At 67.5% G+C, this 16330-nt stretch carries 14 protein-coding genes; 11 read left to right on the top strand and 3 right to left on the bottom strand.

Annotated elements, in window-relative coordinates; translation table 11 throughout:
• Nucleotides 1–145 precede the first annotated feature (145 nt).
• The gene (locus ACFYRH_RS36315) at nt 146–1684 is read right to left on the bottom strand and encodes a PucR family transcriptional regulator (protein ID WP_387784632.1); all 1539 of its coding nucleotides are present in this window, start codon (nt 1682–1684) and stop codon (nt 146–148) included.
• Nucleotides 1685–1775: 91 nt separating this feature from the next.
• Here ACFYRH_RS36315 and ACFYRH_RS36310 point away from each other — a divergent pair, with 91 nt between their 5' ends.
• From ACFYRH_RS36310 to ACFYRH_RS36295, 4 genes are all read left to right on the top strand, one after another.
• Nucleotides 1776–3050: an NAD(P)/FAD-dependent oxidoreductase gene (locus ACFYRH_RS36310; protein WP_387784631.1), complete on the top strand. Its 1275-nt coding sequence runs from the start codon at nt 1776–1778 to the stop codon at nt 3048–3050.
• A 247-nt stretch (nt 3051–3297) separates the two neighbouring features.
• A complete protein-coding gene (locus ACFYRH_RS36305; RefSeq protein WP_387784629.1) occupies nt 3298–3699 on the top strand; it encodes a VOC family protein in 402 nt (133 codons plus the stop codon).
• On the top strand, nt 3700–4152 hold the full coding sequence (locus tag ACFYRH_RS36300; RefSeq protein ID WP_387784628.1) for a GNAT family N-acetyltransferase: 453 nt from the start codon (nt 3700–3702) through the stop codon (nt 4150–4152). It begins immediately after the preceding gene.
• 54 nt (nt 4153–4206) lie between these two features.
• Entirely contained in the window at nt 4207–4995 is a 789-nt protein-coding gene (locus ACFYRH_RS36295) for a hypothetical protein (protein WP_387784626.1), read from the top strand.
• A gap of 23 nt (nt 4996–5018) precedes the next feature.
• Here the strand turns inward: ACFYRH_RS36295 and trxA are convergent, their stop codons facing one another.
• Complete coding sequence (trxA, locus tag ACFYRH_RS36290; protein WP_387784624.1) at nt 5019–5408, bottom strand: thioredoxin; 390 nt, start codon at nt 5406–5408, stop codon at nt 5019–5021.
• 195 nt (nt 5409–5603) lie between these two features.
• A complete protein-coding gene (locus ACFYRH_RS36285) occupies nt 5604–6479 on the bottom strand; it encodes an aldo/keto reductase (RefSeq protein ID WP_387784622.1) in 876 nt (291 codons plus the stop codon).
• A 444-nt stretch (nt 6480–6923) separates the two neighbouring features.
• On the opposite strand from ACFYRH_RS36285, the gene ACFYRH_RS36280 reads away from it, so the two are divergent.
• The 7 genes from ACFYRH_RS36280 (at nt 6924) to ACFYRH_RS36250 (ending at nt 16161) form a co-directional block, all read left to right on the top strand.
• Nucleotides 6924–8189, top strand: coding sequence for a conjugal transfer protein (locus ACFYRH_RS36280; RefSeq protein ID WP_387784620.1), 1266 nt, complete (start codon nt 6924–6926; stop codon nt 8187–8189).
• A gap of 49 nt (nt 8190–8238) precedes the next feature.
• Nucleotides 8239–8526, top strand: coding sequence for a hypothetical protein (locus ACFYRH_RS36275; protein ID WP_134118528.1), 288 nt, complete (start codon nt 8239–8241; stop codon nt 8524–8526).
• Nucleotides 8526–9089, top strand: coding sequence for a hypothetical protein (locus ACFYRH_RS36270; RefSeq protein WP_387784618.1), 564 nt, complete (start codon nt 8526–8528; stop codon nt 9087–9089). Before ACFYRH_RS36275 ends, ACFYRH_RS36270 begins: the two co-directional genes overlap by 1 nt.
• Nucleotides 9086–12166, top strand: a complete 3081-nt coding sequence (locus ACFYRH_RS36265) for an ATP-binding protein (protein WP_387784616.1) — start codon at nt 9086–9088, stop codon at nt 12164–12166. Before ACFYRH_RS36270 ends, ACFYRH_RS36265 begins: the two co-directional genes overlap by 4 nt.
• Nucleotides 12163–14181 (top strand): hypothetical protein, encoded by a 2019-nt coding sequence (locus ACFYRH_RS36260; protein ID WP_387784614.1) that lies wholly within the window; start codon nt 12163–12165, stop codon nt 14179–14181. Before ACFYRH_RS36265 ends, ACFYRH_RS36260 begins: the two co-directional genes overlap by 4 nt.
• Before the next feature lie 417 nt (nt 14182–14598).
• Nucleotides 14599–14991: a hypothetical protein gene (locus ACFYRH_RS36255; RefSeq protein WP_387784613.1), complete on the top strand. Its 393-nt coding sequence runs from the start codon at nt 14599–14601 to the stop codon at nt 14989–14991.
• Nucleotides 14992–15306: 315 nt separating this feature from the next.
• A complete protein-coding gene (locus ACFYRH_RS36250; protein ID WP_387784611.1) occupies nt 15307–16161 on the top strand; it encodes a hypothetical protein in 855 nt (284 codons plus the stop codon).
• Nucleotides 16162–16330: the final 169 nt, after the last annotated feature.

Here is a 16330-nt window from a genome sequence, read left to right as displayed (position 1 = left end):
CCCTGGTGAAGCGTCGGACCGGCTGACAAGGAAGACTCTGTCAGCCGGATGTTGCTCAACAGTTGCCGGAATGTGAAGCCTTGTTACATGGGGCTGTGGCGAAGATCTCAGTGTCCGTCGTCAGTGTCAGTGTCACGTGTCCGCGTCAGTGCTCCGTGCGGACCGCGGCGATCTGCAGTTGCAGGGCGAGACGCTCCCGCGGATCGGACAGGTCGAGGTGTGCGATCTCGCCGATCCGTTTCATCCGGTGCCGCAGGGTGTTCGTGTGCAGGTGCAGTTCGCGGGCCGCGCGTTGCGGTTGCCCCGGATAGTCCAGCCAGGCCTGCAACGTCTCCACGTAGCCCGTGTCGTGCTCGATATCGTGCCGGAGCAGCGTTGCGAGCGGACCATCCATCTTGGTGGTGTCAAGCGACGTGACGGCCCGATGCACCGTCAGCACGTGCCACGCGTCCTCGACTTTCAGTACGGGCCCGGGCGCGAGTCCCCGGCGTACCAGACCTAGCAGTTCTACGGCCTCGGCTCGGGAGCTCGGGAGATCGGCTGGTCCGCGGGCCGGACCACCTGCGGCGGCGTACGTGCCGGGTGTCTGCTCCAGGACGAGCTTCTGCAGCCAGTTCCACGACCCTGGTCCGTCGGTGTCGGTGACAACGGCCAGCACCGTTCCGTCGAGGTCTGCGAGCTGTGGCTCGCTCCAGCCGTGCCGACGACCGGTCGACTCCCAGAGGTCGAGTTGCTGAGGTACGTCGTACCCCTCCGGCGAACCGAGCGCCACGACGCGCCAGGGCTGGCGTGGCAGCCGTACGTCGACCGGGTTGTCCGGAGAGAACTGCCGAAGGATCGTCCGCAGCCGGTCGATCGCACTCCGGCGCGCTACGTCGGCCTGAGCCCGCAGTCGCAACAGGTGCAAGGCCAGTACCGACGCGGCGTTGCTGAGCTCCGTAGTGACCGCATCACTCACCGGACCGTCGACAACAGCCCAGATAGACCCCAGCCACTCACCACCAGCCCGCACAGGTACGACGAGGCGCGGGCGGATGCCGTTCGGTCCGTCGGGCACCAGGAACGGCTCGCTGGACCGGGCCAGCCGCCGGAAGATGCCTCGGGCCCGGAAATGCGCGATCACCTCGGCCGGGACGCGGCGTCCGACGATCGTCGACACCCGCGTCGGATCGGTGAAGTCCTGACCGGAGGAGTACGCCAGAACCCTGGACTGGTTGTCCTCGATCGTCACCGGCGCGTCGACGATCGCAGCGGCGGCATCGGCCAGTGCGAACAGTTCCTGGTGTACGCCGGCGTCTCCAGCGGCGGGGGAGTCCGGTGCGGCGGCTCGGTCGAGCACGCCGCGGAGCAGCCAGACCACATGTGCCCAGGTGACGCTGGGCTGCAGAGCGACGAGTGTCAGCACCTCCCGCCCCGCTGCGGCCGCGACGGTCGGCTCGTGCGCCAGCGCCGTACGCAGTACAACTCCGGAGGCGTTGCCGGCGGCGCAACGCTCGACCAGCTCGACAGCGTCCTCCGCATTGCGCAGGCCGAGTCCCAGGACCAGATCGCCGGGCTGGCCGGTCGCAGGCTCCTGCGGGTCAGCCAGGAAGACGTCACGGACCTCACTGTCACCCTTGCCGGCGACCACGACCTCGAACAGCGCGGGGCCGACGGCAGCAGACAGGTCAGACGCGGTGATCATGAAGGTTATTGTGCTCTGGGCACAGTTATTTGTCCCGTCAATGGTGTGATCGCACCATGACAGCGGTGCGCAGCGGCCGCACCATCGATACATGACCACAGCTGGTTCTGTTTCTGACGGGCACATCGTCCCGGACCGCGTCGCCGTCGTCGGCGCGGGCATGGTCGGCCTGGCCACCGCCTGGTTCCTCCAGGAGGCCGGCGTCGAGGTGACCGTGCTCGATCGTGAGGGCGTCGCCGCGGGAGCTTCCTGGGGCAACGCCGGGTGGCTGACCCCCGGCCTGGCCACCCCGCTCCCCGAACCAGCGGTCCTCAAGTACGGCGTCCGTGCGGTGCTGAGCCCTGCCTCACCGGTGTACGTTCCACCGACCGCGAGCCCGCGGCTCCTCAAATTCCTCACCCGCTTCGCTCGCAACAGCACCGCCGGACGCTGGAAAACCGCGATGGAGGCGCTGGTCCCGATCAACCGGCAGTCGCTGACCGCGTTCGACTTCCTGGCCAAGGCCGGCGTCGAGGCGCAGACCTACGAGGCCAAGTCGTTCCTGGCCGCGTACCGCACCGTCGAGGAGCGCACGGTGCTGCTCGAGGAGATCGAGCAGATCCACGCGGCCGGCCAGGGCATCGAGTTCGAGGCGATCAGTGGCGACGACGCCCGCGAGATCGAGCCGTCGCTGTCCGACGAGATCGGTGCGGCGATCCGGCTGCACGGGCAGCGCTTCATCAACCCCGGTGAATACGTCCAGCTGCTCGCCGACTCCGTTGTCGCCCGCGGTGGGCAGATCATCAGCGGTGTCGTGGTCAAGGACGTGATCGACGAGATCCGCGGCGTCCGGCTGCTCACCGGGGACGGCGAGACCGATCCGTTCGACGCGGTGGTGATGGCGACCGGCGCGTGGTTGGGCGACCTGGCGCGGCAGTTCGGTGTTCGCACTGTCGTGCAGGCAGGCCGCGGGTACAGCTTCAGCGTGCCGATGGCGCACGTGCCGGCCGGCCCGGTGTACTTCCCGGCGCAGCGGATCGCCTGCACGCCGATGGGTGACCGGCTCCGGGTCGCCGGGATGATGGAGTTCCGCAAGCCCGACGCGAAGCTCGACCCGCGACGGATCGACGCGATCGTCGACGCCGCCCGGCCGCTGCTGCGGGACGCCGACCTGGACGCCCGGACCTTCGAGTGGGTCGGCCCGCGGCCGTGCACCCCGGACGGTCTGCCGCTGATCGGTGCGACCTCGTCGCCGCGGGTGTTCGCCGCCGGCGGCCACGGGATGTGGGGGATCACCCTCGGCCCGATCACCGGTCAGTTGCTGGCGGAAACCATCACCACGGGGCGCGCTCCCGCCGAGTTGCGTCCGTTCGACCCGCTTCGCTGACGACGGCTTGGAGGGGCTCCAATGACGTGGCCCCTCCATCCCGCTGACCGTCACCTCGAGCAGCCCCTTCGGTGACCCTCCTCGCGCAGCGCCTCATCTGCCCGCGCCTCCTCAGGCCACCACGTTGCCGCTCCGGTCAGCAATGAGAGCGGGCCCTGGCTGACATCCCCTGCCCAGGGCCCGCTCTCGGTTTTTGTCGGTCGCTCGTGCCACGATCTGCTCTCCGACGTTCTGGGGAGGATCATTCATGGTGCTGCGCTGGTACACGGTCGTGATCGACTGTCACGACGTCCGCAAACAGGCCGCGTGGTGGGCCGAAGCATTCGGGTGGAAGACGATCCACGAGAGCGACGACGAGTGCGTGAACGTCCCCGCCTGGGTCGAACCGGAGACCGTCAAGGACATCCCGTGGCAGCGCATCGGCCCCGGCATGGTCTTTGTCCCCGTCCCCGAGGGCAAGACCGTGAAGAACCGCCTGCACCTCGACTTCGCGCCACACACCAGCCAGGACCGCGACGCCGAGATCGCCCGCCTGGAAGCCCTCGGTGCCCGTCGCGCCGACGTCGGCCAACCCACCGACGCCACCTTCACCGTCCTCACCGACCCCGAAGGCAACGAATTCTGCGTCCTCAGCTCCCGCGACTTCTAGATGCCCGGCTCCGGCCCCACACTCGAGTTCTCGGTAGCCCCGGCACGGATCGGTGAGCTGACCGACCTGATGCGTACGGCGTGGTGGATGAGCGACCGTACGCCGCGCGACGTCGCCGGGCTGCTCGAGCATTCGGATCTGGTGATCACGGTGACTCGCCGGGACACGCTTGTCGGGTTCGCGCGCGTTCTCACCGACTATGCGTACGTCGCATTGGTGCTGGACGTGATCGTCGACGAGTCGCAGCGCGGTTCGGGCGTCGGCGCCGTACTGCTGGATGCCGTGGTCAACCATCCCGAGCTGACCGGCGTCCGGAGCCTCGAGTTGGTGTGTCAGCCGGACCTCGTGCCGTTCTACCGGCGGTGGGGTTTCACCGACGCGGTCGGCGGCTCACGTCTGATGCGCCGATCGACCGACGAACGTCTCGTCACCCGACCGCTTGCTGAACCCTGACGAGGCAGGCACGATCAGCAAGAACCTGGCAGCGACGGACGGAGGCGGGGCGGGATGTCGGACGGGAACGGATCGCCGCCGGCTGTGCCTGCGCGGGCGACCGCGAGGGATACGCCGACGTGGGCGACCAAGGCGCGGCCGGTGGTGGACGTGTCGGCGCGGATCGCCTGTCTGGTGCTGGGTGGCGCCCTGCTCGTCGCCGGCATCGTCGGGCTGTTCACCGGTGTCAGCGAGGGGCAATTGGTGACGGTGGTCGCCGCCGGCCTGCTGCTCCTGGTGATGCCGTCGATCGTCGACCGGATCCGCTCGATGAAGCTCGGCGCGTTCGAGGTGGATCTGCTGCGCCAAATGGCCGAGACCGCGAAGCACGCCGCCGAAACCCTCGAGCGACTCGGGATGGGACCCGAGCTCTCGGCGTACGCGACGATCTACTCCGAGCTTCGGGACGAGCAACTCACCCCGTTGCGCGGCCAGCTCATGGACCGGATCCTGCGACGGGTCGCGAACGCGGCCGCGGTGGAGAAGTTCGACAAGGACGAAGTACGGGACCTGTTCGTCACCGGGTCACCGGTCGTCCGGGTGCTCGCCCTCGGCCTGATGGAGGGCGACCGTTCGCTGATCGACAGCGACGTCCTGCTGGAGGCGATCCGCGGTCCGCTGAGCGGCAACGAGCAGTACCACGCGCTGAAGTTGGCGTACGACGGTTGGGGACGGCTCACGCCCGCCGATCGCAATCAGCTGCTCGCTGCCCTCGACCACAACCCGAAACTCCAGATGGGCCCGGACCGGATCGCCGTCGCACAACAGATCCGGGAGCTCGACGCGAACTCCCGGATCCGTTGAAGCGTTTGACCTGCTGAGTCAGATCAGTGCGTGTGCGGCTCGGTACCGTGCTCCGCCTCGTGAGCGGCGATCTGGGCCTTGACCTCTTCCATGTCCACCGCGCGCAGCTGCCCGATCAGGTCCTCCAGGCTCGCCGCCGGCAGCGCACCGGCCTGCGAGTACAGGACGACGCCGTCGCGAACCGCCATCAGGGTCGGAATGGACGAGATCTGGAAGGCCTGCGCGAGCTCTGCCTGAGCCTCGGTGTCGACCTTGCCGAAGGTGATGTCGCCGTGCGTCTCGGACGACTTCTCGAAAACCGGTCCGAACATCTTGCACGGGCCACACCACTCGGCCCAGAAATCCACGAGTACGAGACCGTCGCCACCGACCACCTCGTTGAAGTTGTCCTGGGTCAGCTCGACCGTTGCCACTACGACCTCCGAAAGTAGATGAGTACACCGAAGTCAACACCGAGCGGGCCGTCAGTTGTTCCCGGACCCCTCCCGGGCCGGACTCAGGGCCGATTCAGGGCCGATTCAGGGCAGGCCGGCCGTATCCGTACGCCGTACGACCTGCCCGGAATGCGGAGTCTCGTATGTGACCTGGGCCACGGTGTCAATCGTTTGTCAGATCGGCATGTCCACGAAGGGTGACGCGTAGTCCTGGACCTCCTGGAGGATCGATGCGGCCGCCTCCGGAGACAGCTCGGCCCGCTCGCGCTCCGCGACGACCATCTGGCGCAGCAGCCGCGTCTCACCCGCGGTAGCCAGGCCGGTGATCTCCGGATGCCCGTTCAGCAGCCAGGCGGTGGCGGCGGTGATGTAGCGCTGCTCGTCGAACGGCCGGTACCACGTGTCGTACGTCTTCTCCTCGCCGTCGGCCCAGTTCCGCCGGGCGATCATCTTGATCGTCATCAGGGCCGCGTCCGAGGCCTTCACGGCCTCGACCAGGGCGGCGTAGTCGGCGGCGTACCGCGGGTCGGTCGACAGCTTGTAGTTGAGCGGCGTCAGGACGCTGTCGAAGTCGAAGCGGCGCAGGCCCTCGGTGTGCACCGACGGCGCCTGCGCGGTGTGGCCGGTGATGCCGATCGCGCGGACCATGCCCTCGTCCTTGGCCCGGACCGCCGCCTCCAGCGAACCGCCCTTGCCGGTGACGAGATCCAGGTTCTCCAGGTCGCAGACCGCGTGCATCTGGATCAGGTCGACGTGATCGGTCTGCAGCCGCTCCAGTGACCGGTTGATCTCGCTCCAGGCCTCCTCGAAGGTCCGGCGGCCGGTCTTCGTGGCGAGAAAGATCCGGTCCCTGATCTCCGGCATCCGGGGCCCGAGCCGCAGTTCGGCCTCGCCGTAGTCGGCGGCCACGTCGAAATGGTTGATGCCGGCATCGAGCGCCTCCTGGATCGAGGCGTCGGCGCGGTCCTGATCGACGCCGCCGAGCGACGCTGCGCCGTAGATGAGTACCGAGCTCTCGTGGCCGAGACGGCCCAGTCGGCGAGTTTCCATCCTGGTCCTCCAGGGGTAGCAGGGGTCACTCCGACCTTATGCCCGGAAGCCCTGTCGGCAAGCGGTTGTCCGGCACCGATTTTGACCCTTCACCACGGGAGAGTTTTCCACAGGCGGACCGCCGGATCGGTTACTATGCGTGATCAGTTGATGCGTTCTTTTACCATGTTGTTCGCACGGATTTTCGAACCTGTCCGCGGCGTGTGGCATGGTGTGCGCTGCTTGCCCGGACCCCGGGTGGGCATGAGAGAGGAGCTATGACGACGGTACCGAAGGTGTCACGCCTGGCCGTTCAAGGTGACACCGCGCGCGAGTCGGGTAACAGTATGGCTGCGGGGAGCGATGGAGCATCCGGATGCCGGGCTCAGGCCTCCCGGAGGATGGTTGCGTGCCGTATCCTCGCGGCTACTGTCCGCGTAACTGCTGTCTGAGGGGCGGGTAGGGATGAGTTGGTGGCGAACGTTGCTGAACCTGCCGCCACAAGGTGAGCACTGGTCGGACCAGCGCCGGACGAAGAAACCGGGCAAGGGACGCCCGCAGAACACCGCACCGGAGTGGTGGGACCACCCCGGGGGCCCGGTGTCACCCACTCCTCGCCAGGCGCAGGGCGTGGCCGCGCAGTACTCCGCTCCGCAGGGCAAGACCCCACCGCCACCCGGCGGTGTGATGGCTCCTCCCCGTCGTCCCGCCGCCCGGACCCCGGACGGCGCGCAGCAGGACCCCGGACACCGTCCACCCGAGCGTTTGAAACAGCGTTCCCCGCACGGCCCGCAGGGCGCCCATGCCGCGCCAGGCCCGGCCCGCGAGGTAATGGGGCCCGGACAGACGCCGTGGTCGACCGAGCCGGAGTCGTCGTTCTCAACCTGGGCCCGGCGGTTCTTCCGTGGGCTCGTGGTCGTCGTACTGCTGCTGGCCGCGATCAGTGGCATCCGCTCCTGGGTCAGCCCGAACCGGACGCCCGAGACGGTGGTCAGCGGGCAGAGCAGCTTCCCGTCCGACGAGGCCCGGGCGGTCGCGACGCGGTACGCCGTCTCGTACCTGACCTGGGACGAGAACGCACCGGACGCCCGCCCGGCCCAGATCGGTCTCGACCTCGCGGCCGGCCTGGACAGCCGCTCGGGCTGGAACGGTCGCGGCAAGCAGACTGCCGACGTGGCGTACCCGGGAGAGGTCAAACCCGACTCCAACGGGCTCACCGGCACCGTCGACGTACGAGTGCGCGTGCACTCCTTCACCAGACAGGGCAGCAGGGGCTGGGCAGCAGGCCCGGTCTCCTGGGAACGCATTTCGGTCCCGGTGGTCCGGACGTCGGCGCGCGTGGTGGTCAGTGGACCGCCGACGTTCGTGCCGGACGTGCGGGCGCCGCTGCCGGACAACATGCCGGGCGCGGGGGCGCCCGACGACGACCTGACCGCGGCGACGCAGAAGGACGCCGAGGCCTTCTTCAGTGCGTACGCCGAGTCGGACAACAAGGTGTCGGCCGTGACCGCCCCCGGCTCGACCATCCGCAGCCTGAACGGTGCGGTGAAGTTCGGGGCGCTGAAGGACTGGCAGGTCTACACCGGCAACGACGACGAGCGGCGGGCAACCGCCGCCGTCACCTGGGACGGCGTGGGTGACACCACGCTCGACCAGACGTACACGCTCACGCTGAGGCGTACTGTCGCCACGGACGGAGCACAGCGATGGCAAGTGGCTGCCGTCGGATGAATCCAGCGACTGGCCATCGGATGACCGAGGCAACAAGGGAGACACCGCAATGACGACGCACGAACTGGCTGCGAGCGTGGTTCAGCTTGCCGTGCCGATGGCCGACCCCAACGTCCCCACCGGCGCGGACTTCAAGGACTGGGTCCTGGTCATCGCGGGGAACATCTTCATCGCCATCCTCGTACTGCGGGCCATCGGCCACTACTTCAAGCGCGAGTGGGGCGAGCTGTTCGGCCACATCGCGGCCGGGGTGCTGGTCGGCGGGCTGATCTACGCCAACAACCAGACCATCAACGTGCTCAAGGGCTTTTGGGGATTGCTGTCCGGAGGTAATTGATGCGCGTCGGCCGTACCCTTACCCACCACTTCGAGATCGAGACCCGGCAGTACGACCTGCTGGGGATCGACCTCGGAGAAGGCGCCCGGCGCCGGATGATCATCTTCGGTGCGGTGGTCATCGTGCTCTGGGTCGCATTGCTGTTCCCGTTCATCGGCGTACCGCAGAAACCCACCGTCAGCCTGTACGTCGTGCCGCCGTTCGTGATCACCGCGTTCGGCTGGCGACCGGGCAAGTTCCACGAACGCCGCCGCCGGGTGACCGAGTGGGCGCTCGCGGTCCGCTACGCGTTGCGGGCGCACCGGCCGATCATCGGTCTCGGTGCCCGGGCGGCGGACAAGTCGGAGTACCTGCCCTGGCGTGAGCGCGTCTCGACCCGCAAGGTCGCCGACCTGGCCAAGGCGCGGGTCACGCCGGAGTGGGAACGCGAGGTCGTGGTGGAGCTCGACCCGATGGTCCGCGCGGGTGCGGACATCACCGTCAACCAGCGGGCCCGGCTGCTGGGTTCGGATCACGTACAACGGGTCAGTCGCAGGACGTCATCAGGGAAGAGGCCTGGATGAAGATCGCTGACAAGCTCCTGAACCTGGTGGGGGTCGGTCGCGAGCGCGGCCTGCCTCCACCTCGTCTGGTGGCCATCGCCGACGGTCTGCTGGTCACCGAGCGAAGTGCCGAGGCGTGGTTCCTGATCTCGGTGGCGAACACCGACCTGGCCACCGAGGCCGAGCAGGACGCCGCTCTGGACGCAGCGGTCAGCGCGGCCGCGACGATCCTCGGCGACCGGCTCAGCCACCTCAAGGTGGTCTGGGGCCGTTCCACCGGCCAGGACTACATCGACTCGGTCGCCGGCCACTACCGGCTCGGCGACCACGAGGCGTGGGCGCAGACCCGGGCCGACCGCATCGACGAGATGCGGATGCCGGAGCGGTACGTCGCGCTCGGCGTACACCTCAGCGACCGGGACCCGCGGGCGACCGCGCAGGTCCGCGGCTCGATCAGCGACGCCCTGGGTACGACGTCGTGGCGGGTCAGTGCGCGGGAGCTCGCGCACCTCGACGAGCGGGTGCGCAAGCTCGCTCGCCAGCTCGGCTCGACGGTCTGGCGGGCGCACACCGCGCCGGCCGAGGTGATCTCGTGGCTGATCAGCCGTGAGATGCACCGGGGCGCCGTCGCGGCGCCGCGTCGTGGTCTCATCACCGGCGCTGCGCTGGCCCGGCTGACGTCGGGCCGGGTGGTGCCGTACACCGACCACCTGCGCATCTACGACACCCGCGGCCAGATCGCGGCGTACACGACCGTCCTGGCGATGACGGACTTCCCCGAGGAGCTCGAGACGCCGGGCGCGGGGGAGTGGCTGCGGACGCTGTCCGAGATCAAGGCGATCGACGACGACGGCGACGAGATCGACGTCACCGTGGAGGCGTCGGTCCGGTTCCGGGTGCTGACGAAGAAGACCGCGCGCCACCTGGTCGACGAGACCCGGAAGAGCGCGAAGGAACAGCGCCGATCGGCCGCGAAGGGCACCGCGGAGGAGACCGCCGACGAGATCGTCGAGACCGAGCGCGTGATGCGCGAGGTCAAACGCGACATCAACCGGAGCGGCCTGACCCTGGTCGAGGATCACCCGCGGCTGCTGGTCAGCGCGGACACCCGCGAGGACCTCGAGGCGTACGTCGACGCGGTCATCGCACACTATGCGGATCGCGGCATCACGGTCGCCGTCGGCGCCGACGAGCAGCGTGACCTGTGGCTGGAGTCCTTGCCGGGCGATCAGTTGCGCGTGCCTGACCTCGGGCATGTGCGCGAGTCGACGGCGTTCTTCGGGTCGTGGTTCTGGGGCGGTGCGTCCATTGGTGACGCCACCGGTCCGGCGATTGGTTATCTGACCGGTTCGACGCCCGGTCTGGTGCGTTTCGACGCGGCGGCCGGTTCTGCACTGGGTGACGCGACGACGACGCTGTTCCTCGGCCGGTCGGGTCGAGGGAAGACGACTGCCGCGATGCTCGGCGGTCTGGACTCCGCGTTCGCCGGCGCCTGGGTGCCGCTGCTGGACCTGAAGGGTGACGCCGCGGGCGTGTCCGCGGTCGCCGCCGAATACGGCGTACCCACTGCTGTCATCGAGATCACGGCACAGTTCTCGGGTGCCGCGGACCTGCTGCGGGTGCTGCCCGTCGACGATGCGTTGCTGCAGGCACCTTCGCAGCTGATGCTCCTGCTGCCGCCGCACCTGCGGGGCGCGGCCGAGGCGCCGGTCGTCGCCGCGACGCGTGCGGAGATCCAGTCCCCGGATCCGTCCTCGTGGGGCGTCATCCAGCGACTGTGCAACTCCGAGCAGGAAACCATCCGCACGGTCGGTTTCGCCTTGCGCGACCTGGTCGAGACCGGCCTCGGTTCGGTCGTCGCCGGACCGCCCTCCGGCCTGTCCTCACTGACCACCAACCCCGGCCTCTGGGTCGTCCAGATGCCCGGGCTCACGCTGCCGTCACCCGAGGCCGCCCCCGAGTCCTGGTCCCCGATCGAACGTGTCGGTATGGCCTGCCTGCGCGGCTGCCTCGCCTGGATGGTCCGCACGACCGGCCGCCGCGAGTTCCGCGGCCGCTCCAAGGTCGTCATCGTCCCCGAGGTCCACCTGCTGACGAAGACCCCCGACGGCGCGTCCTTCCTGGACTACATCGCCCGTGTCGGCCGTGCCCTCGGCGCGTCCCTGGTCCTCGACACCCAGGACCCGGCCTCGATCCTGAAGCTCCCCGGTCTGGTCGAGCAGATCACGACCCTGTTCGCGTTCAGCCTCCGCTCCCGCGAACAGGTCGACTCACTCCTGGAGCTCCTCGGCCGGCCGCAAACCCCGCCGTACCAGACCCTGGTCCGCGGCATCAACACGGCCGCCAACGGCAAATCCATCCGCCACGGCCACTGCATCATGCGCGACCGTTGGGACGAGGTAGCCACCGTCCAGATCGACATCCCCAGCCAACAGGTAGCCGCCCTCCTCCGCACCACCCCCGAATCCGAACACACCACAGACTCCACCACCCCCGAGCTCCCCACCCCCACCCCCGAAGACCCCTTCGCCGAAGACGAAGAAGACTTCGAGCCAGCCTTGACCGCCCAAGCAGAGGCTCACACGCAGGACCAGACAGCTGTTGAGGAAACGTCCACCTCATACCAGCCTGAGCAGCGCGAGACTGGTCCGAAGCCGGCAGCTCCATCCGGCCTCACACCTCCAGCGGCTCATGGTCCACGCGGAGGCGCCATAGCTGTGCAGCCTTCGCCCGTGGCGGCCCCGCCGTCGCCTTCAGCTGCGCAAGACGGCCACGCCCGGCCCTCCTCTCAGGCGGCACCCACCTTGAACGGTCAACCCGCGCCCGCGCCAGCATCGTATGGACCACCACGCGCCGGTCAGCCGACACCCGATCCAGCCCCAGCGGCAGCCCAGCAAGACGGCAATCCGCCCGTCGGCGATAACTTCCGCGTCCCTCTTCGCCATGAGTCCCCTATAGGCCCGGACGAGGTCTACGACCAAGAGGCAGACGAAGCGGCCTATAACGAGGCCATGTATCCCGCCTACGATAACGAAGAGCCCGTCCCGGAGACTCCCCAAGCTGGCGATCGCCCCAACGGCAAGGAACACGTCGCATGAGGTGGCAGCGCCGTGCACGTACGGCGTTGACCGTTATCGCGATCTCGTTGATCGTCACTACGCAGGTCGCGCTGGCCGCTGATCCGAAGCAGCCTACGGCCCCGGCAGGATTCGGCGACCTGCTGCCGACGCCTGATCTCACGCACGGCGACACTAGGACCCTGTTCGAGCAGTACAACCCGATGGCGTTCAGCCTCGATTACGAAGGTAGTTTGAGAGATCCGCTCAGGCCGATCTTCAACTCGTTCGCCCAACTCCTGATGCTGTTCATCGTGGCCGCAACGCGTGCTGGGATCTCTGTCGGATGGTGGTTGTTCTCATTCACGGACATCCATCCTCTGATGGACGCCACCGCAGGGGCCATCGGTGGGATCAGCAGTCAGCTCACGGGATGGCTGCTGCCGTCGGCCCTCGCGTTCGGTGCCGTCGCGGCGTACGTCCATCGTCGGTCCACCGGTACTGCCTTCGGGCAGTTGGTCTGGGTGTTCGCCGCGGGCCTGCTCGCCATCAGTCTGGCGTTCGGAGCCGCCACCTGGTTGAAGGGCGTCGACGGTGCCCGACAGGTCGGCGCGCAGACTGTGATGGGCGCGTCGGATCAGGTCTTGGGTAAGCCGATGACGACCCCCATCGAGATGCCTGAGCCGGCCTTTCCCGGGTCATCCAGAGACACGATGCTACGTAAGTCCGGAGACGCTGCATGGAGGGGCTTCGCGGCGACACCGTGGTGTGTGGCGGAGTTTGGCTCGATCGAGGCCTGCAAGCGATACGGCAAGGGCATGCTCGATACCGGTATCGATTCCGACAAGCGCCTCGAGTACATCAACAATCAAGTTGCCAAGGGCGAGGGCGGCGGTGACGCGCCCACGGTGAAGTGGGCCAAGGGTGAGAACCCGTTCGGCCGTGTCGGCGTCCTTGTCGTTGCGTCGGTGGCTGCCGGTATGTTCGCGTTCCTGATCATCGCTCTGGCAGCGACTGCGCTGATGGCGTTTGCCGGCTGTCTGTTGCTTCTTGTCGTCGGCGTGGTCTTCGCGTGCCTGTTCATCATTCCGGGCCGATCGCGACAGTGGGGCATGAACTGGCTGGAGTCACTGCTGGGTCTGGTTCTCCAGTCCGTCGCGGCGATGTTGATTTTCGGCATCGCGCTGTCCATGTTGACGGCAGTGTTCACCTTGAGCGAGAGCCTCGGCTGGTTGCCTGTTACCTGTCTGGCGCTTGTCGTTCTAGTTGCGGCCTTCAGACTTCGGAGGCTGCTCGAGGGACTGACCACGATGATGCGACCTGGCATCGGCAGCATGATGATGGGTTCGTTCGCGCGCCGAGGTGCTGTGCAGGCCGTCCGACGTGTCGTCACGGCGATTCGTGGCCGTGGTGCGGCTCCCACACCGGAGCGGCCGAAAGCTGGCGCCGGTGGCCGTACGCCGGGCAGTGCGCCAGCGGACGAGCGGGCAGAGAGCAGCCGCACTTACAGAACCATGCCTCCGCCGGGTATCCGGCAGCCGGCTGCGGGCGGAGACGATCGGGCGTCGTCGGGCGGCGATCAGTCGACCGAAGCTGGACGCTCGCGTATCGGGGGTTCGAAGGGGCGTCCGCACGGTATTCGCCCTGGCCTTGGCAAACCGGGTCCTGATGCTTCCAAGACAGGTGGCGTCGTGCTCGCATCGATGGGCGAGATCAAGCCCGGCAAGCGAGACGATGTAGGTTCACGTCGCCGTGCCAAGGGGACGATCTACCAAGGTGGCTCGGTCGAGTCCAGCAAGCCGGTCGGTAGCGGTACTCGCGGATCCAATGAGCTCAGCTCCGGCCGTCACATGAAGCCGTCGACGACTGCCGCGCAGCTCAGGCACGGTGGGTACGAGCCGAGGCGGGTACTGGTGCAATCAGCAAGCCTCCGGGAGGGCCCGCCGAAGGCCAGTCGCGCTCCCCGGAAGACGATGACGTCGACGACTCGGAACTTCCGGGAGTACTCGGCGGCTCGCGGCAGTGGCCCGACGACCCGTCGTGTTGGTGGGCGGTGATCGTCCGTGGCATTCCGTGGCAGGCGAGAGAACGAATCGTCCTCGACCGATGAAGCGTGGGAATCGTCCGACCCCTCCGGTGAGTCAGTGCCGAACCGAGGCCGGCGTCAGCGACGCCGGGAGGACATCGCCAGGCAACGTGCGTTACTCCGTGATCGACGGCGCAACGAACCAGCAAGCCCGGCCGGAGTCGTCGCGGTCGTAGTTCTCCTGGCCGTAGTGGTTCTCGGAGTCGGCGGCGGCCTGCCACGCCTCTTCGGACACTCGGACGACCAAGGCCCCACAGGGTTGCTGACGCCCGGCGACACGACGACTTTCATTTCCGGATCGTCTGCAACCACGGTTCCTGAGTCGACTGCCGGCAGTACTCCCGATCTGTCGACTCCGCCACCGCAAACTCAGCGTCCCGGTGCCGAGGTGACTGCGCAGGCAGATCAAGTGACGAGGAGTTGGGCGAACATCTTTTACAAGCGCACGCCCGCGACAGAGACCTACAACGAATTAGTCGGGCGAGCGTCGCAGTTCACAACACCCGAGCTCGCGGACAGCTTCACAGGCGCCGGCGATGCAACCTACGACGCTTTGCGAACCAGCGGTGGCACATCCAAGGTCCTCTCGGTGATGGTCGCGAAGCCTATGCCTGACAGCGCTCCTGTCGACACACCGAGCAGAATCACCCGGCTCGTGACGGTGAACATCGAGACGACCGGCAAAGACGCCGGTCGCTTCGCAGTGCCACTGCTCGTGACCGTTGTCCCGGACGGGGCGCGCTGGCTTGTCAGCTCAGTCGACGGCGGTACTGGACCGTGAACCGGCGTAAGGTCGGTCACGGTGTTTAGCGGGAGAGACCTTGCAGAGGCCGCTGGGTTCGCGGGCGCGAAGAGTATCGGTCCCAAGCTCGCCGCCGCGGGGGCAGTGCTCGCGCTGACGGCAGTAGTCATTCTCGCGCCCTTTGGCGCCGGAGGTAATCAAGTCAGCGCGGCTTGTCCTCCCGGGGCGCCTGGGGGTGCAGACGATCCGCGAGTCCACGGATCGCTGCGAGTCGTTCAGGTTTCCTACGCGAAGATCATCGATAGCGTTGCCGTCCGGCGCGGGTTGCCGGGCCAGGCAACTCTGATTGCGCTCATGACTGCGTTGCAGGAATCTCAGCTACAGAATCTGACTTACGGTGACCGTGACTCTGTCGGCCTTTTCCAGCAGCGGCCATCAGCTGGATGGGGCACGGTCAAGCAGATCCTTGACCCTGTGTATGCGGCTGAAGCCTTCTTCGGTGGAGCGAACCCACCGAGTCCACGCGGTCTGGTCGATATCCCCGGCTGGGTGTCCATGCCCTACACGGTGGCAGCTCAGGCAGTGCAGGTTTCGGCTTTTCCTGATGCCTACGCGAGACAGGAGAATACGGCCCGAGCGATCGCGGAGGAGGCAGGCATCGATCTCAATCGCGCCGGCGATCCCTACGCGGGGCGCCGCGGGCTGCATCCGGCTGTGTCAGGCACACCCTCAGTCGGGGTCCAGAGCGGCGATCAATGCGGCGGGGGCTTGATCAACGGCCGCCCGATCGCTGGGCAATGGCCCGCCGAGGTACAAAGCGTTCCTGATCCGACCGGTACAGGGGGCCTCCTGACGCCACGGACCGCCGCATGGGTGCAGGCGGCACGAACGGCGCTGAACAATCCGAGCATGTCCTGCTGGGATGCGCATGCCTGGAATCCCACAAGTGATCACCCGAAGGGCAAGGCCTGCGACGTCTTCGTGGGTGGTGACGCCCGGAAATCGCCAGCTGAGCGTGCGAAGGGCGACGGATATGCGAACTGGGCGATCCAGACCGCCGCCAAGACCGGGATGCGGTACGTCATCTGGTACGGGAAGATTTGGAGTGCGCGCACCGGCCAATGGCGCCCGTACAACGGTGGCGGTGTCTACAATCCGACCGACGCGACCGGTGGACACTACGACCACGTCCACGTGTCGATGTACTGAGTCGAGCGGCGGGATCGGTGCGTGGCGACAGCGGTTGAATGCTGTGAAGGGATCTTGAACTGTGGATTGTCCGGACAACGCGGAGGTGCCTCATGAGCGGGCCTGACGATCATGGTCGCCCGGGCTCGTTCTCCGCGGATGATTGGGAGCCCACGGGGCAACCCAACCG

Origin of the sequence: Kribbella sp. NPDC004875, from assembly GCF_042873375.1 — a bacterium.
Lineage (GTDB): Bacteria > Actinomycetota > Actinomycetes > Propionibacteriales > Kribbellaceae > Kribbella.
The sequence above is the reverse complement of the archived record's forward strand: the minus strand, read 5'-3'. Positions and strand labels throughout refer to the sequence as shown.

Excerpts from the sequence above, each read along its gene's own strand:
- ACFYRH_RS36280 (WP_387784620.1), top strand. The coding sequence starts at position 6,924 with ATGAGTTGGTGGCGAACGTTGCTGAACCTGCCGCCACAAGGTGAGCAC.
- ACFYRH_RS36285 (WP_387784622.1), bottom strand. The coding sequence starts at position 6,479 with ATGGAAACTCGCCGACTGGGCCGTCTCGGCCACGAGAGCTCGGTACTC.
- ACFYRH_RS36250 (WP_387784611.1), top strand. The coding sequence starts at position 15,307 with ATGACTGCGTTGCAGGAATCTCAGCTACAGAATCTGACTTACGGTGAC.
- ACFYRH_RS36305 (WP_387784629.1), top strand. The coding sequence starts at position 3,298 with ATGGTGCTGCGCTGGTACACGGTCGTGATCGACTGTCACGACGTCCGC.
- ACFYRH_RS36315 (WP_387784632.1), bottom strand. The coding sequence starts at position 1,684 with ATGATCACCGCGTCTGACCTGTCTGCTGCCGTCGGCCCCGCGCTGTTC.
- ACFYRH_RS36270 (WP_387784618.1), top strand. The coding sequence starts at position 8,526 with ATGCGCGTCGGCCGTACCCTTACCCACCACTTCGAGATCGAGACCCGG.
- ACFYRH_RS36265 (WP_387784616.1), top strand. The coding sequence starts at position 9,086 with ATGAAGATCGCTGACAAGCTCCTGAACCTGGTGGGGGTCGGTCGCGAG.
- ACFYRH_RS36300 (WP_387784628.1), top strand. The coding sequence starts at position 3,700 with ATGCCCGGCTCCGGCCCCACACTCGAGTTCTCGGTAGCCCCGGCACGG.
- ACFYRH_RS36310 (WP_387784631.1), top strand. The coding sequence starts at position 1,776 with ATGACCACAGCTGGTTCTGTTTCTGACGGGCACATCGTCCCGGACCGC.
- ACFYRH_RS36275 (WP_134118528.1), top strand. The coding sequence starts at position 8,239 with ATGACGACGCACGAACTGGCTGCGAGCGTGGTTCAGCTTGCCGTGCCG.
- ACFYRH_RS36295 (WP_387784626.1), top strand. The coding sequence starts at position 4,207 with ATGTCGGACGGGAACGGATCGCCGCCGGCTGTGCCTGCGCGGGCGACC.
- ACFYRH_RS36260 (WP_387784614.1), top strand. The coding sequence starts at position 12,163 with ATGAGGTGGCAGCGCCGTGCACGTACGGCGTTGACCGTTATCGCGATC.